21 protein-coding genes are annotated in these 25,311 nt (G+C 63.4%); 6 read left to right on the forward strand and 15 right to left on the reverse strand.

What is annotated here, in order from left to right:
• Positions 1-5: 5 nt before the first annotated feature.
• The 5 genes from narJ to BMG00_RS08385 all read right to left on the reverse strand — a co-directional run bounded on the left by narJ (position 6) and on the right by BMG00_RS08385 (position 8,920).
• Positions 6-725 carry a nitrate reductase molybdenum cofactor assembly chaperone gene (narJ, locus tag BMG00_RS08365; RefSeq protein ID WP_078526343.1) on the reverse strand — a complete coding sequence of 240 codons (720 nt, stop codon included), beginning with the start codon at positions 723-725 and terminating at the stop codon, positions 6-8.
• On the reverse strand, positions 725-2,248 hold the full coding sequence (narH, locus tag BMG00_RS08370) for a nitrate reductase subunit beta (RefSeq protein ID WP_078526345.1): 1,524 nt from the start codon (positions 2,246-2,248) through the stop codon (positions 725-727). Before narH ends, narJ begins: the two co-directional genes overlap by 1 nt.
• Entirely contained in the window at positions 2,245-5,973 is a 3,729-nt protein-coding gene (locus tag BMG00_RS08375; RefSeq protein WP_078573951.1) for a nitrate reductase subunit alpha, read from the reverse strand. Before BMG00_RS08375 ends, narH begins: the two co-directional genes overlap by 4 nt.
• Positions 5,974-6,039: 66 nt before the next feature.
• Complete coding sequence (locus BMG00_RS08380) at positions 6,040-7,434, reverse strand: NarK family nitrate/nitrite MFS transporter (protein WP_078573952.1); 1,395 nt, start codon at positions 7,432-7,434, stop codon at positions 6,040-6,042.
• Between the two features lie 76 nt (positions 7,435-7,510).
• Positions 7,511-8,920, reverse strand: coding sequence for an MFS transporter (locus BMG00_RS08385; RefSeq protein WP_078526351.1), 1,410 nt, complete (start codon positions 8,918-8,920; stop codon positions 7,511-7,513).
• 247 nt (positions 8,921-9,167) lie between these two features.
• Here BMG00_RS08385 and BMG00_RS08390 point away from each other — a divergent pair, with 247 nt between their 5' ends.
• Complete coding sequence (locus BMG00_RS08390) at positions 9,168-9,878, forward strand: cyclic nucleotide-binding domain-containing protein (RefSeq protein WP_078526353.1); 711 nt, start codon at positions 9,168-9,170, stop codon at positions 9,876-9,878.
• Between the two features lie 3 nt (positions 9,879-9,881).
• On the opposite strand, the gene BMG00_RS08395 is transcribed toward BMG00_RS08390, so the two are convergent.
• The 10 genes from BMG00_RS08395 to BMG00_RS08440 form a co-directional block, all read right to left on the reverse strand.
• Positions 9,882-10,124, reverse strand: coding sequence for a hypothetical protein (locus BMG00_RS08395; RefSeq protein WP_245794969.1), 243 nt, complete (start codon positions 10,122-10,124; stop codon positions 9,882-9,884).
• On the reverse strand, positions 10,105-11,625 hold the full coding sequence (locus tag BMG00_RS08400; protein ID WP_078574279.1) for a cytochrome D1 domain-containing protein: 1,521 nt from the start codon (positions 11,623-11,625) through the stop codon (positions 10,105-10,107). Before BMG00_RS08400 ends, BMG00_RS08395 begins: the two co-directional genes overlap by 20 nt.
• Before the next feature lie 85 nt (positions 11,626-11,710).
• Positions 11,711-12,922: a heme d1 biosynthesis radical SAM protein NirJ gene (gene nirJ, locus BMG00_RS08405; protein WP_078573955.1), complete on the reverse strand. Its 1,212-nt coding sequence runs from the start codon at positions 12,920-12,922 to the stop codon at positions 11,711-11,713.
• A 4-nt stretch (positions 12,923-12,926) separates the two neighbouring features.
• Positions 12,927-13,403 (reverse strand): siroheme decarboxylase subunit beta, encoded by a 477-nt coding sequence (gene ahbB, locus BMG00_RS08410; protein ID WP_078573957.1) that lies wholly within the window; start codon positions 13,401-13,403, stop codon positions 12,927-12,929.
• Positions 13,403-13,876 (reverse strand): Lrp/AsnC family transcriptional regulator, encoded by a 474-nt coding sequence (locus BMG00_RS08415; RefSeq protein ID WP_078573958.1) that lies wholly within the window; start codon positions 13,874-13,876, stop codon positions 13,403-13,405. The genes ahbB (BMG00_RS08410) and BMG00_RS08415 overlap by 1 nt, the downstream gene beginning before the upstream one ends.
• A complete protein-coding gene (gene ahbB / locus BMG00_RS08420) occupies positions 13,873-14,862 on the reverse strand; it encodes a siroheme decarboxylase subunit beta (protein ID WP_078526365.1) in 990 nt (329 codons plus the stop codon). Before ahbB (BMG00_RS08420) ends, BMG00_RS08415 begins: the two co-directional genes overlap by 4 nt.
• Before the next feature lie 3 nt (positions 14,863-14,865).
• On the reverse strand, positions 14,866-16,026 hold the full coding sequence (locus BMG00_RS08425; RefSeq protein ID WP_078573960.1) for a cytochrome D1 domain-containing protein: 1,161 nt from the start codon (positions 16,024-16,026) through the stop codon (positions 14,866-14,868).
• Positions 16,023-16,331, reverse strand: a complete 309-nt coding sequence (locus BMG00_RS08430; protein ID WP_078573961.1) for a c-type cytochrome — start codon at positions 16,329-16,331, stop codon at positions 16,023-16,025. The genes BMG00_RS08425 and BMG00_RS08430 overlap by 4 nt, the downstream gene beginning before the upstream one ends.
• A complete protein-coding gene (cobA, locus tag BMG00_RS08435) occupies positions 16,324-17,112 on the reverse strand; it encodes a uroporphyrinogen-III C-methyltransferase (RefSeq protein WP_078573962.1) in 789 nt (262 codons plus the stop codon). The genes BMG00_RS08430 and cobA overlap by 8 nt, the downstream gene beginning before the upstream one ends.
• 75 nt (positions 17,113-17,187) lie before the next feature.
• Entirely contained in the window at positions 17,188-18,945 is a 1,758-nt protein-coding gene (locus BMG00_RS08440; protein WP_078573964.1) for a nitrite reductase, read from the reverse strand.
• Between the two features lie 279 nt (positions 18,946-19,224).
• Between BMG00_RS08440 and BMG00_RS08445 the strand changes: the two genes are divergently transcribed.
• The 5 genes from BMG00_RS08445 to BMG00_RS08465 all read left to right on the forward strand — a co-directional run bounded on the left by BMG00_RS08445 (position 19,225) and on the right by BMG00_RS08465 (position 25,279).
• On the forward strand, positions 19,225-21,210 hold the full coding sequence (locus BMG00_RS08445; protein ID WP_245794970.1) for a NosR/NirI family protein: 1,986 nt from the start codon (positions 19,225-19,227) through the stop codon (positions 21,208-21,210).
• Complete coding sequence (locus tag BMG00_RS08450) at positions 21,207-22,433, forward strand: NnrS family protein (protein WP_078573967.1); 1,227 nt, start codon at positions 21,207-21,209, stop codon at positions 22,431-22,433. The genes BMG00_RS08445 and BMG00_RS08450 overlap by 4 nt, the downstream gene beginning before the upstream one ends.
• Positions 22,430-23,320, forward strand: coding sequence for an FAD:protein FMN transferase (locus tag BMG00_RS08455; protein WP_078573973.1), 891 nt, complete (start codon positions 22,430-22,432; stop codon positions 23,318-23,320). The genes BMG00_RS08450 and BMG00_RS08455 overlap by 4 nt, the downstream gene beginning before the upstream one ends.
• A 92-nt stretch (positions 23,321-23,412) precedes the next feature.
• Positions 23,413-23,868, forward strand: coding sequence for a c-type cytochrome (locus BMG00_RS08460; protein ID WP_078526380.1), 456 nt, complete (start codon positions 23,413-23,415; stop codon positions 23,866-23,868).
• A 19-nt stretch (positions 23,869-23,887) separates the two neighbouring features.
• Positions 23,888-25,279, forward strand: a complete 1,392-nt coding sequence (locus BMG00_RS08465) for a cbb3-type cytochrome c oxidase subunit I (RefSeq protein WP_078526382.1) — start codon at positions 23,888-23,890, stop codon at positions 25,277-25,279.
• Positions 25,280-25,311: the final 32 nt, after the last annotated feature.

Raw genomic sequence — 25,311 nt, forward strand, 5'->3', positions numbered from 1 at the left:
CTCCGTCATTCCGCCGCGGTTTTCGCGTGGCGCAGTTTGGGCGGATCCATCTGCGCGAGCATGTCGCGCACCTGCGGACAGCCTGCATTCGGGTCGGGACCGAAGGTGACCTCGGTTTCTTCCCAGATCTTGTCGATCTCCTCGAGATCGTCGGGGGACGGATCAGGCCGCGCGAGGATCTCGGCCACGGCCTCCTCGTCAGCCACCTCACCCGACATTTGCACGAGCGCCGCGAAGATCGCCGCGTAGGCGCTTTCGCGCTTGCCCAGCCGCTCGCCGATCGCAGCGAGGATATGGGCCGCATCGGCGAGCATGTCGCGTGCTTCCTCGGCCGGTCGAGTCGCAAGGAACTCGAGCAGCACGGGAAGGTGGTCGGGCAGTTCGCTCGTGGCCGGCTCGAAACCGGCCGCACGATAGGTTTCGAGCAGGTCGACCATGGCGCCGCCACGATCACGGCTTTCTCCATGGACATGTTCGAAGAGGTTCAGCGACAGGCTGCGCGAGCGGTCGAAGAGCATCACGTAGTCCTCTTCGAGCGCGTAGATGTCACGCGCGCCGAGCTCTTCGATCAGCGGGCGCAGGTCCCGCCGCGCTGCCGCCGTGAGCCGCGTCTCGGAGGCGAGAACGCCCCCGATCTCCGGCATTGCCTGTTGCAACTCCTGCGTCGGATAGCTCAGCAGGACCGAGAAGGCCTTGAGCGTGCGATCATTGAGTTGACGGTCCATCACTGCACCTCCTGCGGCATCTTGAGCGGACGTTTGGAGCCCCCGAAGAGCGAGCCCTTCGAGATCCCGGTCGAGCAGCCGTTGCAATCGGTGAACCCGGTGCCAACGCGTAGATCGTAAGCGTCCTCGACCTGTTCGCGATGGGTTGTCGGGATCACGAAACGGTCCTCGTAATCGGCCAGCGCCATGATCTTGTACATGTCTTCGATCACCCGTCCCGAGAGACCGACACGCGCGGCGATCCCCTCGTCGCGAACCCCGTCGACGGTCTTGGCGCGCATGTAGGAACGCATCGCAAGCATCCGCTCGAGCGCGGTCGCGATCGGGGCCTCGTCACCGGCGGTCAGCATGTTGGCGAGGTAGCGCAGCGGGATACGCAGGCTCTTCACGTCCGGCATCGCGCCGTCCATGCCGATCGCGCCCGCTTCGGCGGCGTTCTGGATCGGCGAGAGCGGCGGGATATACCAGACCATCGGCAGCGTGCGGTATTCGGGGTGCAGTGGGAAGGCGACCTTCCACTCCATCGCCATTTTCCAGATCGGGCTTTGCTGCGCCGACTTGATCCACTCTTCCGGAACGCCGTCGGCGCGCGCGGCCTCGATCACGACCGGATCGTTGGGGTCGAGGAATACGTCGAGCTGCGCATCATAGAGCTTCTGCTCGGACGGCACGTTCGCGGCCTCCTCGATCTTGTCGGCATCGTAGAGCATCACGCCCAGATACCGGATCCGGCCCACGCAGGTTTCCGAACACACGGTCGGGTTGCCGCTTTCAATCCGCGGATAGCACAAGGTGCACTTCTCGGATTTGCCGGTCGACCAGTTGTAATAGACCTTCTTGTAGGGACAGCCCGAGACGCACATCCGCCAACCGCGGCATTTGTCCTGGTCGATCAGGACGATGCCGTCCTCCTCGCGCTTGTAGATCGCGCCCGAGGGGCAGGAGGCCGCGCAAGCCGGGTTGAGGCAATGCTCGCACAGGCGCGGCAGATACATCATGAAGGTGTTCTCGTATTCCCCGTAGATCTCCTTCTGGACGCCTTCGAAGTTGTAATCCTTCGAGCGTTTCGAGAATTCGCCGCCCAGGATTTCCTCCCAGTTCGGCCCCTTCTCGATCTTCTCGATCCGCTCGCCGGTGATCTTGGAGCGCGGGCGGGCGGTCGGGAAAGCCGTCATCTCGGGCGCGTTGGCGAGATGCTCGTAGTCGAAATCGAACGGCTCATAGTAGTCGTCGATCGCGGGCAGGTCGGGGTTGGCGAAGATATTCGCCACGATCCGCCATTTCGAACCCTGCCGCGGGATCAGCTTGCCGGAACGGGTGCGTTTCCAGCCACCGTTCCAGCGTTTCTGATTTTCCCAGTCGGTCGGATAGCCGGTGCCAGGCTTGGTCTCGACGTTGTTGAACCAGGCGTATTCGACACCGTCGCGGCTGGTCCAGACGTTCTTGCAGGTCACGGAGCAGGTGTGACACCCGATGCATTTGTCGAGGTTCAGCACCATGCCGATTTGTGCGCGGACTCTCATTCTGCTGCCTCCTGGGTAGCGGGCTCATCGAGCCAGTCGATCTTCTTCATCTTGCGGACCACGACGAATTCGTCCCGGTTCGCACCGACGGTGCCGTAGTAGTTGAAACCGTAGGCGAGTTGAGCGTAGCCGCCGATCATATGCGTGGGCTTGAGCGTGGCGCGGGTCACCGAGTTGTGGATCCCCCCGCGCAGGCCCGTCTTCTGGGAGCCCGGCGTGTTCACGATCTTCTCCTGCGCGTGATACATGAAGATCGTGCCTTCCTTCATCCGCTGCGAGACGACCGCCCGCGCGGTCAGCGCGCCGTTGACGTTGTAGGCCTCAACCCAGTCGTTATCTTCGATCCCGGCTTTCTTCGCGTCGGTCTCCGAAATCCAGACCACCGGCCCGCCGCGGTTCAGCGTGAGCATCAGCAGGTTGTCGGTATAGGTGGAGTGGATGCCCCACTTCTGGTGCGGAGTGATGAAGTTCAGCACGACATGCTTGTCGTCGCCGGCGAGCACATCTTGCGTCACGGTCTTCAGGTCGACCGGCGGGCGATAGGACACGAAGCCCTCGCCGAAAGCGCGCATCCAGAGGTGATCCTGATAGAGCTGCTGACGACCCGATAGGGTGCGCCACGGGATCAGCTCATGCACGTTCGTGTAGCCGGCGTTGTAGCAGACTTCCTCGCTCTCGATACCCGACCAGGTCGGGGACGAGATGATCTTGCGCGGTTGCGCGGCGATATCGCGGAAGCGGATCTTCGTGTGCTCCTGCCCTTCGGCAAGGTGCTTGTGCCCGCGGCCGGTGGGTTTCTCGAGCGCCCCCCAAGCCTTGACCGCAACCTCGCCGTTGGTTTCAGGCGCGAGCATCAGGATCACCTCGGTTGCATCGATATCGGTATCGATTTTCGGGCAACCTTTGGCGGGACCATCCTCCCATTCGCCATTGAGTTTGCGAAGCGCTTCGACCTCGTGCTTGGTATCCCAGCCGATCCCCTTGCCGCCATTGCCCAGCTTGTCCATCAGCGGACCAAGCGCCACGTACCGATCGTAGATCGCGCCGTAGTCGCGCTCGACCGTGACGTAGTTGGGCGCGGTCTTGCCCGGGATCAGGTCGCATTCGCCCTTCTTCCAATCGCGCACCTCTGGCTGAGCCAATTCGCCCGCCGTGTCGTGCAGGATCGGCGCCTGGACAATGTCGGTTTCCTTGCCGAGAACCTCCGGTGAAACCTCCTGGAATTTCTTGGCGATCGCCTTGAAGATCTCCCAGTCGGACTTCGACTCGTAGGCAGGGTCCACAGCCGCTTGAAGCGGGTGAATGAACGGGTGCATGTCCGAGGTGTTGAGGTCGTTCTTTTCATACCAGGACGCGGTCGGCAGAACGACGTCGGAATAGACCGCGGTCGTCGACATACGGAAGTCGATGCAAACGAGCAGGTCGAGTTTGCCTTCCGGCGCCTTGTCGTGCCAGACCGCCTCCTTCGGCTTCGCCCGACCTTCCTCGCCAAGATCCTTGCCGAGAATCCCGCTGTCGGTGCCGAGCAGGTGACGAATGAAGTATTCGTGCCCCTTGCCCGACGAACCCAGAAGATTCGAACGCCACACATAGAGATTGCGCATCCAGTTTTCCGGGGCGTCAGGGTCCTCGCAGGACATCTGCAGCTCACCGGACTTCAGCTTTTCGGCCACGTAATCCTTGGGATCCATGCCGGCAGCCTTGGCGGCCTTGGTGACCTCGAGCGGGTTCGTCTTGAGTTGCGGAGCCGACGGCAGCCACCCCATCCGTTCAGCGCGGATGTTGTAGTCGATCAGCGAGATGTCCCAGTCACCCTTCGGCGCGGTGGGCGAAAGGATCTCGCTCACGCCGAGCGTCTCGTAGCGCCACTGGTCGGTATGGGCGTAGAAGGCCGAAGTTCCGTTCATCTGCCGCGGCGGGCGCGACCAGTCGAGACCGAAAGCCAGAGGCAGCCAGCCGGTTTGCGGGCGAAGCTTTTCCTGTCCCACGTAGTGGCTCCAGCCACCGCCTTCCTGACCGACGCAACCGCACATCACCAGCAGGTTGATGATACCGCGGTAGTTCATGTCCATGTGATACCAGTGGTTCAGACCGGCCCCGAGGATCACCATGGACTTGCCATGCGTCTTCTCGGCATTGGTCGCGAACTCACGGGCCACGGCGATGATCTTGTCGGCCGACACGCCGGTGATCTTCTCCGCCCAGACGGGGGTGTAGGGCAGGTCATCGTCGAAATTGTGGCTCACCCAGTCGCCGCCCAGCCCCCGGTCGAGACCGTAATTGGCGCAGAGCAGGTCGAACACGGTAGCGACCATGCCTTCGCGGCCATCGGCGAGCGTGACCTTTTTCACCGGCACGTTGCGAGTGAGCACATCGGGATGCTGGCACTTGACGAAATTCTCGGTGGCAGCGCCGCCGAAATAGGGGAAATCGACCCCGACCACGTCATCGTGGTCCTCTTCCATCACCTGGCTCAGGCGCAGCCGCGTCTCCTTTGCACCGGCGCGGTCCTCGAGGTTCCATTTGCCTTCTTCGCCCCAGCGGAAGCCGATCGACCCGTTGGGTACGACCAAATTGCCGGAGGTTTCGTCATGGGCGACGGTCTTCCAGTCGGGGTTGTTCGCCTCACCCAGCGCGCCGTCGAGATCGGAGGCGCGCAGCATCTTTCCGGGAACGTGACGCCCGTCTTGCTCGTCGAGCAGCACCAGCATCGGCATGTCGGAGTAGCGCCGCGCGTAATCCTCGAAATACTCGGCCTGTCGGTCGAGGTGGTACTCGCGCAGGATCACATGCCCCATCGCCATGGCGAGCGCACTGTCGGTGCCCTGCTTCGGGTTGAGCCAGATGTCACCGAACTTGGAGGCTTCCGAGTAGTCGGGGCAGATCACGGCAGACTTGGTGCCGCGATAGCGGGCCTCGGTATAGAAATGGGCGTCCGGCGTGCGGGTTTGCGGCACGTTCGAGCCCCAGATCAGCAGATAGCCCGCGTTATACCAGTCGGCGGATTCCGGGACGTCGGTCTGCTCGCCCCAGGTCTGCGGCGAGGCAGGCGGAAGATCGCAGTACCAGTCATAGAAGGACAGACAGGTGCCTCCCAGAAGCGAGAGGTAGCGCGCACCGGCAGCGTAACTGACCATCGACATCGCCGGGATCGGCGAGAAGCCGAAGACGCGATCGGGCCCGTAGGTCTTCGCAGTATAGGCATTCGCGGTCGCTGCGATCTCGGTCGCCTCGTCCCAGCTCGCGCGCACAAAACCGCCCTTCCCGCGGGCCTTGGTGTATTCGGCGCGCAGCAGAGGATCGCTCTGGATGGCGGTCCATGCCGCGATTGGCGACTTGGTCTTGCGCATCTCGCGCCACATTTTCAGCAGCTTGCCGCGTACCATCGGATATTTCATCCGCGCCGCGGAATAGAGATACCAGCTATAGGAAGCGCCTCGAGCGCAGCCGCGCGGCTCGTGATTGGGCAATCCCGGCCGGGTGCGCGGATAATCGGTCTGCTGCGTCTCCCAGGTCACGATCCCGGATTTCACGTAGATCTTCCAGCTGCACGACCCGGTGCAGTTCACGCCGTGGGTCGAACGCACGATCTTGTCGTGGCGCCAGCGGGAGCGATAGGTGTCTTCCCATTTGCGGTCCTCGCGGGTCACTTGCCCGTGGCCATTCGAGAACTGCTCCAATTCCTTCGATTGCAGGAAGTTAAGTCTGTCGAGCAAGTGGCTCATGTCGCGTCTCCTTGCGGAAATGGGTTAGAGGCGCGCGCCGAGGGACGACGGCGCGCGCCGGTCGTGTCAGCAGGGAACGGACGCACCCTTGCGGCTGTAGAAGAACCAGGTGACCACCACGCAGAGCGCGTAGAAGATCATGAAGCCCCACAGTGCCGCATTCGGTGCGCCGGTCAGGCTGATCGACGTGCCGTAGAATTTCGGGATGAAGAAGGCGCCATAGGCCGCGATCGCCGAGGTGAAGGCGATGATCGCCGAGCTTTCCAGCTCCGATTGCTTGAGAGTGGCGGCAGCGTCCAGATGCGGGTTCAGACGCGGCACTTCCTGACGCATGATCGAGGGGATCATCTGGAAGGTCGAGGCATTGCCCACGCCGGTCAGGAAGAACAGCGCCATGAAGCAGGCGAAGAAGCCCCAGAAGTTGCCTGCGTCACCGGCCGAGGGCAGGAACTGCAGAACGCCCCAGACCGCCACTATCATGCCGACGAAGGTCCAGAAGGTCACGCGACCACCACCGAACTTGTCCGAGATCCAGCCCGTGCCAGCCCGGCTCAGCGCACCCACGAGCGGACCGAGGAAGGCGTATTGCAGAGCGTCCACTTCGGGGAACTGCGTCTTCATGAGGAGCGGGAAGCCCGCCGAGTAGCCGATGAAGCTCCCGAAGGTGCCGGTGTAGAGCACGCACATCACCCAGTTGTGGAAGCGCGAGAAGATCACCGATTGCTGCTTGAACGAGGCACTGGCCGACGCGATGTCATTCATCCCGAACCATGCGGCGATCGCCGAAAGCACGATGAAGGGCACCCAGACGAAGCCCGCGTTTTGCAGGAAAAGCTCACCACCGGCAGTCAGTTGCTGCGGCGCGCCGCCAAGCGCGCCGAACACGCCCGAGGTGATCACGATCGGCACGACGAACTGCATCACCGACACGCCCGCATTGCCAAGACCCGCGTTCAGCGCCAGGGCATTGCCCTTGGTCTTCTTGGGGTAGAAATAAGCAATGTTGGCCATCGAGGAGGCGAAGTTGCCGCCGCCGAAACCGCACAGCAGAGCGAGCAGCAGGAAGACGGTGTAAGGGGTATCGGGGTTCTGCACCGCAAAGCCGATGCCCAGTGCGGGCAGAAGCAGCGTCGCGGTCGAGAAGGCCGTCCATTTGCGGCCGCCGAAGATCGGGATCATGAAGCTGTAGAAGATGCGCAGCGTCGCGCCCGAAAGACCCGGCAGCGCCGCAAGCCAGAACAGTTGGCCGGTGGAGTAGTTGAAGCCGATCGCCGGAAGCTTTGCGACCACGACCGACCACACCATCCAGACCGAAAAGGCCAGCAGCAGGTTCGGGATCGAGATCCAGAGGTTGCGCGCCGCAATGGCACGGCCACGCGATGACCAGAACTCGGGATCTTCAGGACGCCAGTCGACAAGGGTGTGGCCTTGCTGCGCGACCGCTTGGGATGAGGTTGCCATGGGTTGTTCCTCCCGTTTGGCGGATTGATGGAATTGCGGGGCCCGGCGCGTTCTCGTCGCGCCCCGCGGTCGCGCGTCAGGCGCTGGCTACGGCCACTTTCCGGGTCTCGATCGCGTTGAGAGCGTGTTCGAGCTCGGCATTGGCCTTGTCGGCGCGTTTGCGCAAAGTCTGGATGTTGGCGATCGCGAAAGCCGCGCGCTCCTCATCTTCCTGCCTCGTGGAGAAGCGGACGAAGAAGGCGAGGAACGAGGCGGCGGTGACCACCATGCCCAGGATCAGGAAGGCCTCGTGCCAGTCCATCGCGCCCTTGAAGAGGAAGCCGGCGAGCACCGCACCGGCGTTACCGCCCGCGCCCACGACACCGGCCACCGCGCCCAGCGCCTTCTTGTTGATGAAGGGCACCACCGAATAGGTCGCCCCTTCCGCCATCTGCGTGAAGAGCGAGAAGACGATCAGCGACGGAAGAGCGAGGAAAAGCACCTGCATCTGGCTGAAGATCATCAGCGCGATGCCTTCGAAGAGGAGGCACATGAAGAGCCAGAAGGACCGGCCGCGCAGCCCCCAGAGCGAGCCGAAATTGTCACCGAACAGACCGCCCAGCGTGCGCGCGAAGATGTTCATCAGGCCGAAGGAGGCAGCGACGAGGCCGGCGGCCACGAGGCTCAGGTTGAAGTAGTCCGCGAAATAGAGCGCGGCGACGTTGTTGATCGTCAGCTCGATGCCGAAGCACGCGCCGTAGATCACGAACAGCATCCACACGCGGTAGTCAGCCATCGCGGTCCAGTAAGCGCCGGTGACGGTCTTCTTTTCCGGCATCATGCCACGGGCGCGCAGGTCGTCGTAATTGCCGTCGGGCGCATCCTGCGTCAGGAAGTAGTAGCCGATCCCGATAAGAAAGATGATCACGCCGACGACGACCATCGACAGGCGCCAGCCGAGCGCCTCGGAGAAGCCGAAGCCCACCACGAAGACCGAGAAAAGCAGCGGCATCACGAATTGCGTCACCCCGCCGCCGAGGTTGCCCCAGCCCGCCGAGGTGGCGTTGGCCTGGCCAACCACGTTCGACGCGAACATCACCGAGGTATGGTATTGGGTGATGACGAAGGACGCCCCGATCCCGCCGATCAGGATACGGAAGATCAGGAAGGTGGTGAAGTCATGCGCAAGGCCGATCCCCATCACCGGCAGAGAGCCGAGGATGAGCAGCCAGGTGTAGGATTTGCGAGGGCCAATCCGATCCACGAGCCAGCCGATGAACAGACGCGCGAAGATCGTCATCGACACCGAGCCGATGATCGCCCAGCCCACCTGGCTCTTGGTCAGGTGCAGTTCGTCGCGCACCACCGCCATGAGCGGCGCGATCCCGAACCATGCAAAGAAGCAGGCGAAGAACGCAAACCACGTCATGTGGAAGGTTCGGATCTGCACCATCGTCACGTTGAAAAAGTTTGGCCACAGGGAGGTGGCCTTGTTCTGGAGCTCCATGCTCTGTCCCTCCTGGTATTTCATCCGTTGCGAAACGGAAGCGTCACGAGGAGGTATGTCGAGGCACGCACGCAGGAGGCTTGATCAAGATCAAACTCTCCCGGAAGCTGGAGCGAAATAAACGGCGCCGTAGAATCAGTCAGGTCGCATGACGCAACGCATCAAGGCGCCATGGGTGGCATGTCAGCCGCACGCTTGATAAATATCAAGTCAACACCACGCACCAGCCCTGAGCGAAGGAAAACGAATGCCGATTCGGGTCAAGGATGACGAAGCCGCAGAGGTTCGGGCGCTCGATCTTTTCACGGGCCTCGAAGACGATGACTTCGCAGCCTTGATGCGGGGTGCCTATGTGCAGACCTTCCCTCCCCGTATCGAACTGGCCAGTCAGGGCGAGCGCAGCGATTTCCTGCATGTGGTCACTGGCGGCGCGGTCGAGATGTTCGCGAGCTGGAACGGGCGCGAGACCGTGATGGCCACGCTCGAACCGGTATCAACCTTCATTCTCGCGGCGACGATCTGCGACGCGCCCTATCTCATGTCGGCGCGCACGCTCGAGAAATCCCGTATCGTTTTGGTGCCATCGGAAGACGTGCGGAAGATCTTCGATATCAACGCCGATTTCGCGCGAGCGGTCGTCACGGAACTGGGTCGCAGCTATCGCGCGGTGGTCAAGAGCACCAAGAACCTGAAACTGCGCACGTCGCTGGAGCGGCTCGCCAATCACCTGCTGCAGCGCTACGCGATGGAAGGCAATCCCACCGCCTTCGAACTGGGGCAGGAAAAGCGCCATCTGGCTTCCTATCTCGGGATGACGCCGGAAAATCTCAGCCGGGCGATCCGCCAGTTGGAGCCTTACGGTGTCACTTTCGAAGGCAATATCGTGACGATCACGAACCCGGAGGATCTGACGAACTTCGCCAAGCCTTCGCCGCTGATTGACGATCCCTGGTCGTGATCGTCAGCGCCGACCCTCTGCCTCGTCGATCAACCCTTTCACCCAGACGGAAAAGCCCCATGACGCGGGCACGCCCAGCGGCAGCGAGAGCGCCAGCGCCACGAGCGGCGGGATTGCGGGCAGGCCGATCCATTGCCCCATCAGCCCCAGCATGAAGAGGTTGATCGCGACCGCCGCCGCGGCGAAGGGATAAAGCAACACCATCAGCCGCGACAGGCGCGGTCCCTCAGTGGCTGGTGCCGTCATCGAAGGTGATCTTGTTCCAGACATTGTATTTCCCCGAGGGCTTGCGCATCGGCAGCCGCTTCACCTCTTCGAGCGTCTTCGCATCATAGACGATGACCGCGCCGTCATCCTCCCAGATCGAGACCAGCGCATAAGAGCCGTCCTTGGTGAATTCGACATGGGCGACCGTCTTGCCCGGCGCGGGATCGAGCGTCTTGACGATCTCGAGGCTCTGCTTGTCGATGACGTGCATCTTGTCCTTGTTCGGACCGAAGAAGACATCGGCCCAGACATAGGGCGAATTCTCATGGCTGCGCAGGAAGAACCCCGGCCCCATCGTCTTGATCTGGCGCACAAGCGACCAGTCCTTCATATCGATGACCGAGAGCACGCCTTCCTTGAGATGCGGCGTCGCCATCACGCGAGAGCCATTGCGCTCCCAGCTGATCCCGGAACCCAGATGCGGCATTCCCGGCAGCGGCAGTTCGGAGATCGCGCGGCCCACATCGAGATTGACCACCACGCCCTTGTCGCCGTCGCGGTTTGCACCGATCAAATTGCGATAGTCGGGCGAGAAGAAGAAATCGTCGAGCGGCTCGTCGATCAGGATGCGGCGGCGTGCGAACAATCCCTCCTCGGCGCCGAGCTGTTCTTCCATGCTCTGCTCGTGGCTGTGCACGAAGCCGTCATGGAAGGGCCCGGCGTTCGGGCTGGTCGCGATTTCCCAGATTTCCGGCGCATCCTTGAGCGCGAGAACGAAGCTTTCGCGCTGCGGCGCCTGATAGACCGCCGAGACGCGCGATGGCGTGCCGTCGCGGGCGACCACGTCGCGCACTGTGACCACCGACAGATCCTCGGTCGACAGGATGGTCAGCGTGCGTGGCAGGTAATTGGCGACCGCGAGCCATCTACCGTCATGGCTCATCGCGATGTTGCGGCTATTGAGGCCCGCGCGCACCTGACCGACCACCTGCAGTGACCAGATATCGTATTTCTGCACCCAGCCGTCACGGCTCATGATGAATACATAATGCCCGTCGGGAGAGAATTTCGGGCCACCATGGACTGCGAAAGGCGTCGCGAAGCGGTCGAGCACCTCGAACGTGTCTCCATCGAGCACCGACACATGGTGATCTCCAGTTTCCACGACGAGGGTGATGTTCATCGGATCGGCGGTGAAGACCGGCGCCTTGGCGGGTTTGTAATCCGGGTTCAGCTCCAGGCTCTCATTCGCCATCTCGACCGACCACCGCGGCACCTCGGCGAGCGGCGTTTCGACATAGCGCGAGATCGCGGCGATCTGCTCTGCAGTGAGCTGATCGGAAAACCCCGCCATCTGCGTCGCGGGACGGCCCTCGGCGATCACTTTTTCCAGCTTGGGCCCATACATCCGCCCGAGCGTTTCGGGGATCAATGCCGGACCCGTGCCGCCAAGACGCCCTTCGCCATGACAGACTGCGCAATGCTCGTTGAAAAGGGCCGCCGCGCTCGGTTCGGCCTCGGCGGCTTGTGCGACGCTCATCACGGCAAGCAACACGACGATGCTCGTCACCAACCCCCCGGCCGGAAGCGCCAGCGAGCGGTGCAGAGGATAGCGGGCGAGCGGATCAGAAGAAGCGATGCGCGGGGTCATGGCTCTTGCCTCGGAAACGGGTGACGGTGACGCGCTGAGCCTCGGCATCGAGGCCGATCTCGGACGCGCCAAGATAGCAGGCCGGATCTTCGGCCCAGGGATCGCCGGTCAGTTGCAGCGCGCGGATCCGGGTATTGCCGCCGCAGACCGACTTGTAGGCACAGGCACCGCACCGCCCCTTGAGCGGGCGGGGCCGCGTGCGCAATGTGGCCAGCATCGGATCGTCGCCGGTCCAGAGGTCCGAGAACGGCGTCTGCTTGACGTTGCCGATCGTGTAATCGGACCAGTAGGTGTCGGGATGCACACGGCCCAGCGTGTCGATATTGGCGACGCCAAGTCCCGAGGAGTTCCCGCCCCATGCCTCCAGATGCGCCCGGATATGGGAGGCTCTCTCGGGGAAATTCTTCTCGACCCAACGCAGGAAATAGACCGCATCGGCATCGTTGTTGCCGGTGACGATCTCCAGCGGCTGATCTTCGGCCACCGCGACCCAGGCCCTGTCGAGCAACTCGTCGAGGGCCGCGCGGGTGCGGCCATGTTCGGTGTCATCGCCGCGGTGCTTGTCGCCCCGCCCGGCATAGACGAGATGCGAGAGGTAGAACTTGTCGGCACCCTCGCGGTCGCACAGATCCATCATCTGGCCCAGCTGATCGGCGTTGTCCTCGGTGATGGTAAAGCGCAGCCCCACTTTCACATTCCGCGCGAGCAGCTCGCGCACCCCCGTCAGCGCCGCGTCATAGGCTCCTTCGAGGCCACGGAACCAGTCATTCGTCGCCCCGATGCCGTCAAGCGAGATCCCGACATAGTCGAAGCCCAGATCCGCAATCCGACCGGCATTCTCGGCATTGATCAGCGTGCCATTCGTCGAGAGCGACAGGTGGCGGAAGTTCAGCGCCTTCGCACGCTCGGCCAGTTCGAAGAAATCGAACCGGGAGAGGGGTTCGCCGCCCGAGAGGATCAGCGCCGGAATGCCGTAAGCCTTGAGATCGTCGAGGACCCCCATCGCCTGCTCGTGGCTCAGCTCGCCGGGAAAATTCACATCGGCCGAGGTGGTGTAGCAGTGACGGCAACGAAGATTGCAACGCCGCGTGAGGTTCCAGATCACCACCGGCTTCACCGGCCCCTCGCGGCGGCGCACCGGGGTCGGATGGACCAGTTCGCGCATGTATTGGGTCAGTCGAAACATCGTCTCAGTCCTTCCTCAGCCGCAGCCCGGTCTTCTTCAGGATGCGGGTCGAATAGAGAATGTCGCTCTCGCGGCAGGCTTCGCCCAGGAGGGCCGCGATCTGGGCGCGCTTGGTCTCGACCTCGGCGCGGTCGTGTCCGTGGATCATCGCGAAGAGATTGTAGGGCCAGCCCTCGCCGCGCGGACGCAGGTAGCAATGCGAAACGAAGTCGAGCGCGCCGATCATGGGACCGAGATCGCGAACCTTTTCGTCGTCGACGTCCCAGACCGACATGCCATTCGCCGTCATGCCGAGCGCGTAATGATTTGGCGCAAGCGCGATGCGACGGATCACTCCGCGCGCCAGCATGTCACGCATCCGCGCCATGACCTCGTCTTCGCTCAGACCGATCTGCGAAGCGATCTGGGCGTAGGGCTGCGGGCACAGGGGCAAGCCGCCTTGCGTGGCCGCGACGATCCGTTTCTCGATTGCATCCAACATCAGGCTGTGACCCTGAAACCCACGAAGAACTCTTCGAGTTTCGGGAAACGGAGCACCTTCAGCCCCGTTTCCCGCTCGATCTCATCGGCTGTTGTCTCGATACCTTCCGGAGCTACCGCGGCGAGGACGAACCACATGTTCAGCCGATGAGTGCGTTCATAATTGTGGGCGACCTCCGGGTGGGCATTGACCAAAGTCATGACCCTCTCGAAATCACTTTCGGGCACCTCCATCGCGCAGAGGCAGAACTCTCCACCCATCGGCGCGACGTCGAAGAACGGACCGAAACGGGTGATCGCCCCGATCTCGCGCAGGTTCGCAAGCCGGTCGATCAACTCCGCCCCGGTCACGCCAAGACCGGCCCCCGCCTCGTCGAAGGGACGCGACGCGATCGGAAAGCCGTCTTGAAGGGTGTTGAGAATAGCGCGATCGATCGCGTCGAGCGCATCATCGGGAAGCGGCTGACGTCTCATTGCGCAGCCTCCAGCCTGGGACGATCGAGCAAGGCACCGGTCTGCTTGAAGCAGCGGATCGAGAACAGGACCTGATGGCTCGCACCCGCCAGTTCCGGCAGTGCGGCGGCCTTTTCGACCGCCGCCAACGCCTCACCGCGGGTCTTTGCGTGGATCATCGAGAACAGCGTGTGATCCCACTCCGGCGTGCCGCGACGCTCGTAGCACAGCGTCACCTCGGGCAGGTTCACCAAGGCATGGCCAGCGGCGGGCACACGTTCCTCGGGCAGTTTCCACACCACCATCGCGTTCGAGCGCCAACCCAGGGCGCGGTGACGCACGATCACGCCAAGGCGGGTGATGATGCGCGCATCGAGAAGCGCCCGGATACGGGCCAGAATATCGGCTTCGGAGCGACCGAGATTGCGCGCAAGCTCCGCATAGGGTTCCTCGGTGATCTCCAGCCCGTCGGTCAGCGCCTGCAAAATCGCTCGGTCGCCTTCCTGGATCGCCCCGGTATCGGCCCCTTCCCCCATGCGCAGACCATGGCGTGGTCCGTTCAGCTTGAACCCGAGATCGACATTGAAAGCCCGCTTGAGCGGAAGATCGAGAACCGGCAGACCCGTGCGCGCCTCGATCCGCGCCAGTGTCGCCGCCAGCATCTCGGCATCGGGGGCGGTGGCGACAAACCAGATGTTCCAGTCGTGCTCGCGCAGGTAGGAATGGTTCACGCCGGGTTCCTGCCCCACGATCCGCGCCATCTCGTCGATCTGCCACTCCGGCGCGGCAATTGCCGCGAGCGTCGAGACACCGACCGTGTTGGGTCGGCAGGTCGCCCCGACCCGCGCGACCGTGCCTTCGGCCACCATTTCGCGCAGACGCGCAATTACCCGGGGGACCCCGACGCCCAAGTCGCAGGCGATCGCGGAAAAGGGCTCGGGCGTCACCGGAAAACCGCGCTGCCAGTCGTCAAGCAGACGGTGATCCAAATCGGTCAGGTAGGCCATGTTTCAAAGCCCCAGTCTGTGGGCGCGCGCGGTGAAGAAGATCCCCGAGGGGCTTTCCGCCGCGATCTCGCCGATGGGTTGCAACGTCGTCGTGTCGTAGATCACCACCTTGTTTTCATCGCGCACCGAGACCCATGCCTCCGTGCCGCGCGACGTGAATTCCATGTGCAGAACCGCCGGGCCGGGTTTCATCTCGCCGACGATCTGGTGCGTCATCGAGTCGATCACCTGCACCGTGTCATTGAGCGGGTGGGCGAAGTTCACCCAGACCTGTCGACCGCCCGGCCGCGCCATCGCGAAGACCGGCTGGCCATAGGTCTCGGTGCGGCCGGTCTCTTCGAGCGAGCGCGAGTCGATCCAGAGAACCTCGTGGTGATGGACCGCCGGCAGCACGATCTGGTCGCCCGCCTTCGCCCAGCCCTCGAGATGGGGCATCTTGTAGACGGGCATTTCCTCCTGCCCGCGTCCGTAATGCGGCAGGATGCGTCGCGGCTCGGGAGTCTCGTCCCACAGGTCGATCGCGGCGAGCCCGTCCTCACCGAATAGCCCCGCGATATAGGTGCGCCCGTCATCGGTCACCAACGCATCATAGGGTTGCTCGCCCACATGGGCGAAGGTCGTGATCCTGGGCTCTGCCCCCGACATGTCGACGATCCGGGTCTCGCCCGTATCCCAGACCGAGAAGACGAATTTGCGGCCCGGGGCGTCCTCTAGCCCCAGCGCTTTTCCCTCGGCCGGGATATCGGCCACGAGATCGAGCGTGTCGGCATCGAAGATCTTGATCCCGCCGGGCTCGTAATTCGCCACCGCGATCAGCTTGCCGTCATCCGAGATCGCCCCGCCGATCGAATTCCCCGATTGCAGGATTCGCTTCACGATTTTCTGCGAGAGAATGTCGATCTTGCTCAGCCCGCCATCGCGACCGAACACATAGGCAAAGCGTTCGTCGGGCGAGAAGACGAGAGAGGCGTGCGAGAGATCTCCGAGCCCTTCGATACGCCCGATCGCGGCATGTTCGGACTGGTCGATGATCAGGACCGAGCCCGTCGCGCGCTCGACGATCACGCCGAGATCTCCGGTGGCACGCAACTCGGTCGCGCCGAGCGGGGCGGCCAGCGCGGAACAAAGCAGCAGGGCGGATGAGAGTGTGAGGGCGCGTTTCATTTCTCTGCCTCCAGCAGATAATCGGCAATCCAGTAGGCTTCCTCTTCGGTCATGATCGGACGCCAGGGCGGCATCGCGCTGCCGGGCATGCCGTCGAGGATGATCGTGGCGAGAGTCTCGCGGTCCTGGCCGTCGAGAGCCTCGCGGGTGAGCGGCGACCCGAGGCCGCCCTTGCGGGTCAGGCCATGACACGAGCCGCAATCCTGTTCGACGAGATGGCTCAGCCGCGTCGCGTCGGCGGCGGTGATCTCGCCGGCGCCCGCTGGCAAGGCGGCGAGGATCAGCAGGGCTGCGAGGCTACGCATGGGCCGCAAGGCCGTGGCGCTCCAGCCAGTCAGAGACCGGCAGGCCGTGCGCCTCCTCCGCTTTGTAGAGCGAAACCACCTCGCCGATGAAGAACAGCACCGGCGCCTTGAGACCCGTTGCGGCCTCGGCGATCGTGTCGAGCTGCCCGACGACGCGACGTTCGCGCGGGGTGGTCGCCGAAGCGATGGCCATGGCGGGCGTGCTCGCAGGCAGGCCGCGCGCGATCAGTTCGGCGGAAATCGTGACCATATTGGCGGCGCCCATATAGACGACGAGCGTGGTCTCGGGCGAGGTCAGGCTGTCCCAGTCGAGATCGAGATCGGCATCCTTCGCGCGATGTCCGGTGACGTAGCGCACGCCCGTCGCCAGCCCGCGATGGGTCAGCGGCACATGGGTCGAGCTGGCGGCACCCTGAGCGGCGGTGATGCCCGGAACATAGTCATAGGGGATACCGGAGGCCTCGAGTTCGGCGGCCTCTTCCGAGCCACGTCCGAAGATCAGCGGGTCTCCCCCCTTCAGCCGCGCGACGCGCAGCCCCTCGCTCGCAAGCTCCACGAGAATTTCGTTGATCCGATGTTGCGGCACGCAATGATAGCCGGCCTCCTTGCCGACCGCGACCAGTCGCGTCGTGGCGGGGATCAGCGCCATGATTTCGGGAGAAACGAGGCGGTCATAGACCACGACATCGACCTCTTTGAGCAAGCGCAGCGCCTTGCAGGTCAGCAGTTCTGGATCGCCCGGACCAGCGCCGATGAGATGAACCTTGCCAAGCTGGGTCATATGTCGTCTCCCTTGCAGCTCGCTCGCGTGAGGATGGGAAGGGCCAGACGGCCCCTCCCCTGTTTTCCAAGAGGATCAGTAGATATCCTTCTGGGTGTTGGTGACGTTGAACTTGCCGGTCGGCGTGATCAGGCGCGGGTCCTTGATCACCTGTTTCAGCTCCAGCGTCTTGTCATCGACCACGACGATCGCGCTCTCCTTGTCCTTGGCGTTCCAGACCGAGAACCAGACTTCCGTGCCTTCCTTGTTGAATTCAGGCTGCACGACGCGCGGCTGGCCATCGGTGATGCCCGACCATTCGACGATCGGCAGGACCTTGAACTCGGGATCCGCATCCGCCGTCATCGAGTCGATGTTGAACACCGCGACCGAGCCCGAGATATCGGCTTCGGGGTTGAGCGGCGCGTCCACATAGAGGTGGTTCGAACCCGGATAGGTCTTGATGAAGAGCGAGCCGCCACCCAGCGCGTAGAACGTGTCCACGAGTTTCCAGGCATTGTCGGCATGGCCCTCGGGGTCGGTCCCGATCAGAGCCACGGTCTCGTCGCCCAGGTGCGAGGTCGCCCAGACCGGCCCGAAGACCGGGTGGTTGAAGTTCGCCCCCCGACCCGGGTGCGGCGTCTGGCCGTCGGTTTCGACGATGCCGACGAGCTTGTCTTCCTTGGTGTCGACGATCGCCACCTTGCCGCGCGCGTTGGCCGCCACGAGGAAATAGCGATGGGTACTGTCGAACCCGCCATCGTGCAGGAACCGTTCCGCTTCGATCTCGACCGTCTTGAGGTTCTTCAGATCGGTGTAATCGACAAGAAGGATCTTGCCCGTTTCCTTCACGTTGACGATGAACTCGGGATTGTAGTGCGAGGCCACGATCGAGGCGACGCGCGGTTCCGGGTGGTAGGTCTGCTCGTCATAGACGTTGCCGCGGGTCGACACGATCTTGAGCGGCTCGAGCGTCTCGCCGTCCATGATCACGTATTGCGGCGGCCAGTAGGAGCCGGCGATCGCATACTTGTCTTCCCAGCCTTCGAATTTCGACGTCTCGATCGAGCGCGCTTCCGAGCCCACCTTGATCTCGGCCACCGTGTCGGGCTTTTCCATCCACAGGTCGATCATGTTGACCTTGGCATCGCGGCCGATGACGAACAGGTAGCGACCCGAAGCCGACAGGCGTGAGATGTGAACCGCATAGCCGGTGTCGATCACGGCGTGGATCTCGTAGGTCGCGCCGTCGATCAGCGCCACCTGACCGGAATCGCGCAGCGTGACCGACATCAGATTGGTGATGTCGATATCGTTCATCTTCTGGGTCGGACGGTCTTCGGGCGCGACGATGACCTTCCAGCTGTCTTTCATCTCCGGCATGCCGAATTCGGGCGGCGCGGGCGGCTCGAGTAGCACGTAGCGCGCCATCAGGTCCACTTGCTCTTCGCTCAGTTCGCCGGAGGTCCCCCAGTTCGGCATCCCCGCCGGTGAACCGTAAGTGATGAACGCGTTGAGGTGATCGTAGCCAAGTTCCCGCGTGATATCGGGCGTCAGGGGCTTGCCGGTCGCGCCTTTGCGCAGCACCCCGTGGCACCCCGCGCAACGCTGGAAGTAGATTTTCTTCGCGGTGTTGAACTCGTCGGCGGTCATCACCGGATCGCCCGGTTTCCGACCCGGAAGTTCGACCTGAATCTCGGCCAGAGTCGTCATCGAGGGCTCATAGGCCGCGGCGGGCGTGTCGCCATGGTCGGCGGGCTTTTCCTCGGCCCAGGCGCCGGAAACGCCAAAGGTGAGCGCCAGGGCTGCGCTGGCGAGCAACGTCGTCCTTGCTTTTTGAGCTTGGGTTTTCATCACGGGAATCTCCGTTCGCTGGTGAGGCTGAGCGGAAGATGGCGCTTCACGCGGGCGTGATCCTTGACTTTCGTTAAGGCGGCAGACGGCCCTGTTCGCGATTGTGCGGGCAGTTTCCTTGGTAGATCCCACATGACACCAAAGACTCACTGTTTCCCTACGACTTGCGCGCGCGTCTTCGGACGCCGCGCAGTTTTTTGTCTGGGAATTCTTCTCTCTTCCTTCGCGCTCGCTCAGGCGCAGCATCTCGACGCTCCGGCCCGCTCGGGAACCGGAGGCGTGGCCACTGACGCGATCAGCGCAGCCCAGCCCGACGCCACCCTCGCAACCGCCTTGCTCGGCGTTGCCGGACCCGTTTCGCTGCGCCGGTCGGCAGAAGGCGTTCCCGGATGGGGCGTCGTCTCGGCAAGCGGCGAGACGCTCGGCTATATCGGCTCGACCTGGGAAATCGCAGGGTCGGTCGGCTATTCGGGGCGCCCGCTTGATATTCTCGTCGCGATCGACACGAAGGCGAAGATCGCCGGCGCGCGGCTGATGCGGCATTCCGAGCCGGTGCTGACACTTGGTATTTCCGAAGCGGACATCGCCGCTTTCGTGAACGGTTTCGCGGGGATCGACCTTGCGGCCCCGCGCTCTGAAATCCTCGAGCCCCAGGAGGGCGCCCCCGACGTGATCGCCCGCGCCACGGTTTCGACCGGGGTGATCCGCGACGGCATCTTGCGCACCGCCCGCACCCTCGCGATCGGGCGCGGGCTGATCTCGGACAGTGCCGGCATCGACCGGATCAGCTATGCGCCCTCGGACTGGAATGCCCTTCTCGCCAAGAAAGCCCTGCGCCGCGGCTTCGCGAGCATGAGCGACGCGGCACTTGCCTCAGCCGAAGCGAAAGTTTCGGTGCAGCCGGGCGAGGCTCCCTTCCTCGAATTCTGGACCGGCTTGATCGACCCACCGACCGTCGGACAGAACCTGCTTGGTCAACAGCTCTACACGCAAGCTGTCGGCTCACTCGGTCCGCGTGATGCTGCGCTGATCGTGATCTCGCGCGGGCTCTATTCGCCGCGCGGTCCGCTCTGGCGCAGATCGGGCCAGTTCGACCGGCTTACCATCTTGCAGGGCGCAACGCGCTATCACCCCAAGGCCGAGGATGTCCTGATCGTCAAGCGCCTCGCCATAACGGGCGCCCCCGAGATCAAGGAGGCGAGTGTCTTTCGCCTGCCCGGAGACGCGATCGATCCGACTTTGCCCTTCCGGGTCGAGGTCACCGCAAGCTGGCCCGCCAGGACCGGCGCGCAGATCGTCTATGTGATCGGCGCCGATTACGCACTGCCGGCAATCTGGCGCCTCGCACCGCCCGCCCCGCCCGAGCCTCTATGGCGGGAAATCTGGGCGGCCAAGCGCATTCAAACCGGCATCGTCGCGACCATGCTTGGCGTGCTGACACTGATCCTCTTTGCACAGGAATGGATCGTGCATCGCCCGAAACTGTGGCGCCGGTTGCGGCTCGGCTTCCTCGCCACCACGCTTTTCGTGCTCGGATGGGGGCTCAACGGTCAGCTTTCGGTGGTGCAGGTCGTGGCCTTCGTTCAATCGCTGTTTTCCGGCTTCCGCTGGGAGACCTTCCTGATCGAACCGGTGATCTTCCTGCTCTGGGCTTTCGTCGCCTTGGGTCTGTTGTTCTGGGGGCGTGGTGTCTTCTGTGGCTGGCTCTGCCCCTTCGGCGCGTTGCAGGAGTTGCTCAACGAGACCGCACAGAAACTCGGCATCAGGCAAATCTCTGTTCCGCAGGCGCTCCACGAGCGGCTCTGGGCGCTGAAATACACGCTCTTTGTCGCGATCGTCGCGCTCTCGTTCTATTCGATGCATGACGCGCTGGTCCTCGCCGAGGCCGAACCCTTCAAGACCGCGATCTCCCTGCGCTTCCTGCGTGCCTGGCCCTTCGTCCTGTTCGTGCTGGCGCTTCTGGTGGCGGGCCTCTTCGTCGAGCGGTTCTATTGCCGTTACCTCTGCCCGCTGGGCGCGGGGCTCGCGATCCCGGCAAAGCTGAAGATTTTCGACTGGCTCAAGCGCCGCCCGCAATGCGGCCGCGAATGCCGATATTGCGAGACGCAATGCACCGTGGGCGCCATCGACCCGCTGGGCCGGATCAACCCCAATGAATGCGTGCTCTGCCTGCGTTGTCAGGTGATCCAGCATGACGAGACCGCCTGCATGATCCTCAAGCGTCGCGTCCGCGCCGCTCAAGCCGCGAAGGAGAGCAACAAATGAGTGCCATGAAACGCCTCTTCGGAGAAGGATTCCGGGTCTTCTTCCTCGCTGCCGGGATCTGGGCCGTGGTCTCGATCCTTGTCTGGGGACTTTATCTGGGCATCCACGCGGCGGGCGGGATGCTCTGGGATCTGCCCTTCACGATGGCCCCGCATCTCTGGCACGGCCACGAGATGATCTTCGGATACGGCACCGCGGCAATGGCGGGGTTCTTCCTGACCGCCGTGCCGAACTGGACGGGCGCACAGGCCGCGCGCCATGCCTTCATCGCGAGCGCCGCGGCCCTGTGGCTCGCCGGGCGGGCCGCGGTCTGGTATTCGGCGGCTTTGCCCGACTCGCTCGTCGCATCGATCTGCCTCGGGTTCCTGCCGCTCCTCGGCGCAAAGCTCGCAATGCAGCTCGTGAAACGACCAAAGCCTCAGAACATGATGTTTCTCGGGCTGATCACGCTGCTCTGGCTTGGAGAATGGCGCGTTCAACTCGACTGGATGGGCCTGCCCTGGGGCGACGCCGAGGCCGGACTGCGCGGCGGGCTTTACGCACTCGTCGCGATGATTGCCGTTCTTGGCGGGCGCGTAACCCCCGCCTTCACCCGCAATGCGATCATCCGCGAGTCGCTTGAAGCGCATGGACACGAGCCCGCCGAAACCGCCTTGCCGGAGAAACGCGCCCACCTTGAAAAATTGGCCATCATCGCCGCCATCGCCACCGCCATCGGGGCGCTCGCAGGGCTTCCCGATTTCATCGAGGGCACGGTGATGCTGGTTTTCGGCCTTGCGCAGATGACCCGCATGATCGGCTGGAAAAGCGGCTTCGCGATGACGCGCCCGATCCTCGCGGCTCTGCATCTGGCGATGGCGCTGACCGGGCTGGGCGCGCTGCTGGGAGGGCTGGCTCTGCTCGGCTTCGGCTCCGAGATCGGAGCGCTGCATGTCACGGCGATCGGCGGCGTGGGAGGGATGACACTCGCAATGATGAGCCGGGCAACACTAGGCCATACCGGCCGGCCGCTCATCGCGCCCTATGGCATCGCGCTCTCCTATGCCTTGCTGCCACTGGCCGCGGCGCTTCGTTGGGTGGCGTCGGCCTTCCCCGCCGAGTTCTACTTTACCGGAGTGCTCGGTTCGGCCCTCGTCTGGACCTTCGCCTTCGCACTCTATCTGGCCGCGCTCTGGCCCGCCTTCTGGTTGCCACGCCTGCCGCGCATGGAGACTTCGAGATGAACCGGCGCCAAGCCCTGACCCTGATCGCCGCCGCAGCCGCCATGCCGGTGCTGTCCGCGCGCGGTGCGCCATTGCGCCAGACCTGGGAAGGCCGCGCGATGGGGTCCCCCGCCCGGATCACGCTGAGCGGGGTCACTTCCGAGCGCTCTTTCACCATTTTCCAGAAAGTAGAGAAAGAGATCGAGCGGCTTGAAAACATCTTCTCCTTGCATCGGGATAGCGCCCTGACCCGGCTCAACCGCGACGGAAGACTGGCCTGGCCCGAGCCGGAGATGCTCGAGGTGATCGAGATCGCGACTTCCGTTCACGCCGCCACGCTCGGCGCCTTCGACCCGACGATCCAGCCGCTCTGGCAGGCGCTTGCGCTCGGGCGCGATCCGGCAATGGCGCGCGCCCTCGTCGGCTGGGAGAATCTTTCCGTGAACGAACGCGAGATCCGCCTCGCGCGCCCCGGCATGGCACTGAGTTTCAACGGGATCGCGCAAGGCTACCTCGCCGATCGGATCTCGGCGCTGTTGCGTGCGGAAGGTTTGCGCGATGTGCTCGTCGACATGGGCGAAATCGCGGCCCGGGGGCAGCGCCCCGAGGGCGGTCCCTGGCGGGCGGCACTGGCCGATCCGCTCGGCACGATCAAGGGCGAAACGGACCTGAGCGATCGCTGTCTCGCGGTCTCCTCCCCGCGTGGCACATTGATCGGTCCGGAGGGAGCGCAGTCCCATATCCTCGGGCCGCAGGGTCAACCCCCGCGCTGGTCGCTGGTCGCGATCACTGCGCCTTCGGCGGCGTTGGCCGACGCACTTTCAACCGGGGCCTGCCTGTTGACGCGCGAAGCGATCGACGCCGCACTCGGCCAGTTCCCGGACGTCCAGCTCGCGCATATTTCCTGACGCAATCGCTCACGATTGACTTTCGTTAAGGCGAGTCGGTTCACGACGGGGTGATCTGCCGACATCGACAATCGCTCCGAAAGGAAGGCGCAATGCGCGAAGTCATGACCAAGAGCATGGCCCGCAATATTTTCTATGGCGGATCCCTGTTCTTCATCCTCATCTTTCTGGGCCTGTCAGCCCATAGCCACTTCTACATAACGAACACCTCGACGAATGCCGAAACGCTCACGCCCTCGGTGATCGCCGGCAAACGGATCTGGGAAGAGAAAACCTGCATCAACTGCCATACGATCATGGGCGAAGGCGCATACTTCGCGCCGGAACTGGCCAATGTGATGACCCGCTGGGGGATCGAGCCAGACGACCATGAGGGCGCGAAGGACGCGCTATCGGGCTGGATGCAAGCGATGCCCACGGGCATCGAGGGGCGCCGCCAGATGCCCCATTTCGACCTGACCGACGAACAGTTCCAGGAACTCGCCGATTTCCTTCTCTGGGTCGACACGATCGACGCCCAGAATTGGCCGCCCACGGATGCCGGCTGAGGCGAGAGGAGACAGATCCATGAAATACCAGACCCAGAAAATCGCGCTCGTCTACATGGGCACCGCGCTCGGCCTCTTCGCCATTCAGGTGACGATGGGCCTCATCATCGGCTGGATCTATGTGCAGCCGAACTTCCTTTCCGAGCTGCTGCCCTTCAACGTCGGCCGCATGCTGCATACCAATGCGCTGATCGTCTGGCTGCTGCTGGGCTTTTTCGGCGCGGCCTATTTTCTGCTGCCCGAGGAAAGCGAGCGCGAGATCCACTCGCCGACGCTGGCCTATCTCCAGCTGATCATCCTCGTGGTCGGCACGCTGGGCGCGGTGGTGACCTACACCTTCAACCTCTTCGAAGGGAATATCTTGCTCGGCAAGGAGGGGCGCGAGTTCCTCGAACAGCCGATCTGGGTGAAGGTGGGCATCGTCGTGGCCGCGCTGATGTTCCTCTACAACGTCACGATGACGGTGCTGAAGGGGCGCAAGACCGCGATCACCAACATCCTGCTGCTCGGCCTCTGGGGGCTGGCGCTGCTGTTCCTCTTTGCCTTCTACAACCCCGGCAACCTCGCGCTCGACAAGCAATACTGGTGGTATGTCGTGCACCTCTGGGTCGAAGGCGTGTGGGAACTGATCATGGCCTCGATCCTCGCCTACCTGATGCTGAAACTGACCGGCGTTGACCGCGAGGTCGTCGAGAAGTGGCTCTACGTGATCGTCGCCGCCGCGCTGTTCTCGGGCATCCTGGGCACCGGGCACCACTATTACTGGATCGGCACGCCGGGCTACTGGCAGTGGATCGGCTCGATCTTCTCCTCGCTCGAGGTGATCCCCTTCTTCGCGATGATGGCCTTTGCCTTCGTCATGGTCTGGAAGGGCCGCCGCGACCACCCGAACAAGGCGGCGCTGCTGTGGTCGCTCGGCTGTGCGACGCTCGCCTTCTTTGGCGCAGGCGTCTGGGGCTTCCTGCACACGCTGCACGGGGTGAACTTCTACACCCACGGCACGCAGATCACGGCGGCCCATGGTCACCTCGCCTTCTTCGGCGCCTATGTCGCGCTGAACCTCGCGATCATGTCCTATGCCTTCCCGATCCTGCGCGGACGTGACCCCTATAACCAGGTGCTCAACATGGCCTCGTTCTGGCTGATGGCGGGCGGCATGACCTTCATGACCTTCACGCTGACCTTCGCGGGTACGGTGCAGACCCACCTGCAGCGCGTGATGGGGATGAACTACATGGAGGTGCAGGACCAGCTCTGGGTGTTCTACGTCATGCGCTTCGGCTCGGGCGTGGCGGTTGTGCTGGGTTGCGTGCTCTTCATCTACGCACTGGCCTTCCCGGGTCGTGAAGTCGTGGCCCCCGGCCCCGCCCAACGCTCCAAGGAACCCCCTGAAACCGTCCCGGCCGAGTAATCCCGGCCCGGACGCCCACCAATGACAGGAGT

This window comes from Thioclava marina (assembly GCF_002020135.1).
Classification (GTDB): Bacteria; Pseudomonadota; Alphaproteobacteria; order Rhodobacterales; family Rhodobacteraceae; genus Thioclava; species Thioclava marina.

Excerpts from the sequence above, each read along its gene's own strand:
- narJ (WP_078526343.1), bottom strand. The coding sequence starts at position 725 with ATGGACCGTCAACTCAATGATCGCACGCTCAAGGCCTTCTCGGTCCTG.
- narH (WP_078526345.1), bottom strand. The coding sequence starts at position 2,248 with ATGAGAGTCCGCGCACAAATCGGCATGGTGCTGAACCTCGACAAATGC.
- BMG00_RS08375 (WP_078573951.1), bottom strand. The coding sequence starts at position 5,973 with ATGAGCCACTTGCTCGACAGACTTAACTTCCTGCAATCGAAGGAATTG.
- BMG00_RS08380 (WP_078573952.1), bottom strand. The coding sequence starts at position 7,434 with ATGGCAACCTCATCCCAAGCGGTCGCGCAGCAAGGCCACACCCTTGTC.
- BMG00_RS08385 (WP_078526351.1), bottom strand. The coding sequence starts at position 8,920 with ATGGAGCTCCAGAACAAGGCCACCTCCCTGTGGCCAAACTTTTTCAAC.
- BMG00_RS08390 (WP_078526353.1), top strand. The coding sequence starts at position 9,168 with ATGCCGATTCGGGTCAAGGATGACGAAGCCGCAGAGGTTCGGGCGCTC.
- BMG00_RS08395 (WP_245794969.1), bottom strand. The coding sequence starts at position 10,124 with ATGACGGCACCAGCCACTGAGGGACCGCGCCTGTCGCGGCTGATGGTG.
- BMG00_RS08400 (WP_078574279.1), bottom strand. The coding sequence starts at position 11,625 with ATGAGCGTCGCACAAGCCGCCGAGGCCGAACCGAGCGCGGCGGCCCTT.
- nirJ (WP_078573955.1), bottom strand. The coding sequence starts at position 12,922 with ATGTTTCGACTGACCCAATACATGCGCGAACTGGTCCATCCGACCCCG.
- ahbB (WP_078573957.1), bottom strand. The coding sequence starts at position 13,403 with ATGTTGGATGCAATCGAGAAACGGATCGTCGCGGCCACGCAAGGCGGC.
- BMG00_RS08415 (WP_078573958.1), bottom strand. The coding sequence starts at position 13,876 with ATGAGACGTCAGCCGCTTCCCGATGATGCGCTCGACGCGATCGATCGC.
- ahbB (WP_078526365.1), bottom strand. The coding sequence starts at position 14,862 with ATGGCCTACCTGACCGATTTGGATCACCGTCTGCTTGACGACTGGCAG.
- BMG00_RS08425 (WP_078573960.1), bottom strand. The coding sequence starts at position 16,026 with ATGAAACGCGCCCTCACACTCTCATCCGCCCTGCTGCTTTGTTCCGCG.
- BMG00_RS08430 (WP_078573961.1), bottom strand. The coding sequence starts at position 16,331 with ATGCGTAGCCTCGCAGCCCTGCTGATCCTCGCCGCCTTGCCAGCGGGC.
- cobA (WP_078573962.1), bottom strand. The coding sequence starts at position 17,112 with ATGACCCAGCTTGGCAAGGTTCATCTCATCGGCGCTGGTCCGGGCGAT.
- BMG00_RS08440 (WP_078573964.1), bottom strand. The coding sequence starts at position 18,945 with ATGAAAACCCAAGCTCAAAAAGCAAGGACGACGTTGCTCGCCAGCGCA.
- BMG00_RS08450 (WP_078573967.1), top strand. The coding sequence starts at position 21,207 with ATGAGTGCCATGAAACGCCTCTTCGGAGAAGGATTCCGGGTCTTCTTC.
- BMG00_RS08455 (WP_078573973.1), top strand. The coding sequence starts at position 22,430 with ATGAACCGGCGCCAAGCCCTGACCCTGATCGCCGCCGCAGCCGCCATG.
- BMG00_RS08460 (WP_078526380.1), top strand. The coding sequence starts at position 23,413 with ATGCGCGAAGTCATGACCAAGAGCATGGCCCGCAATATTTTCTATGGC.
- BMG00_RS08465 (WP_078526382.1), top strand. The coding sequence starts at position 23,888 with ATGAAATACCAGACCCAGAAAATCGCGCTCGTCTACATGGGCACCGCG.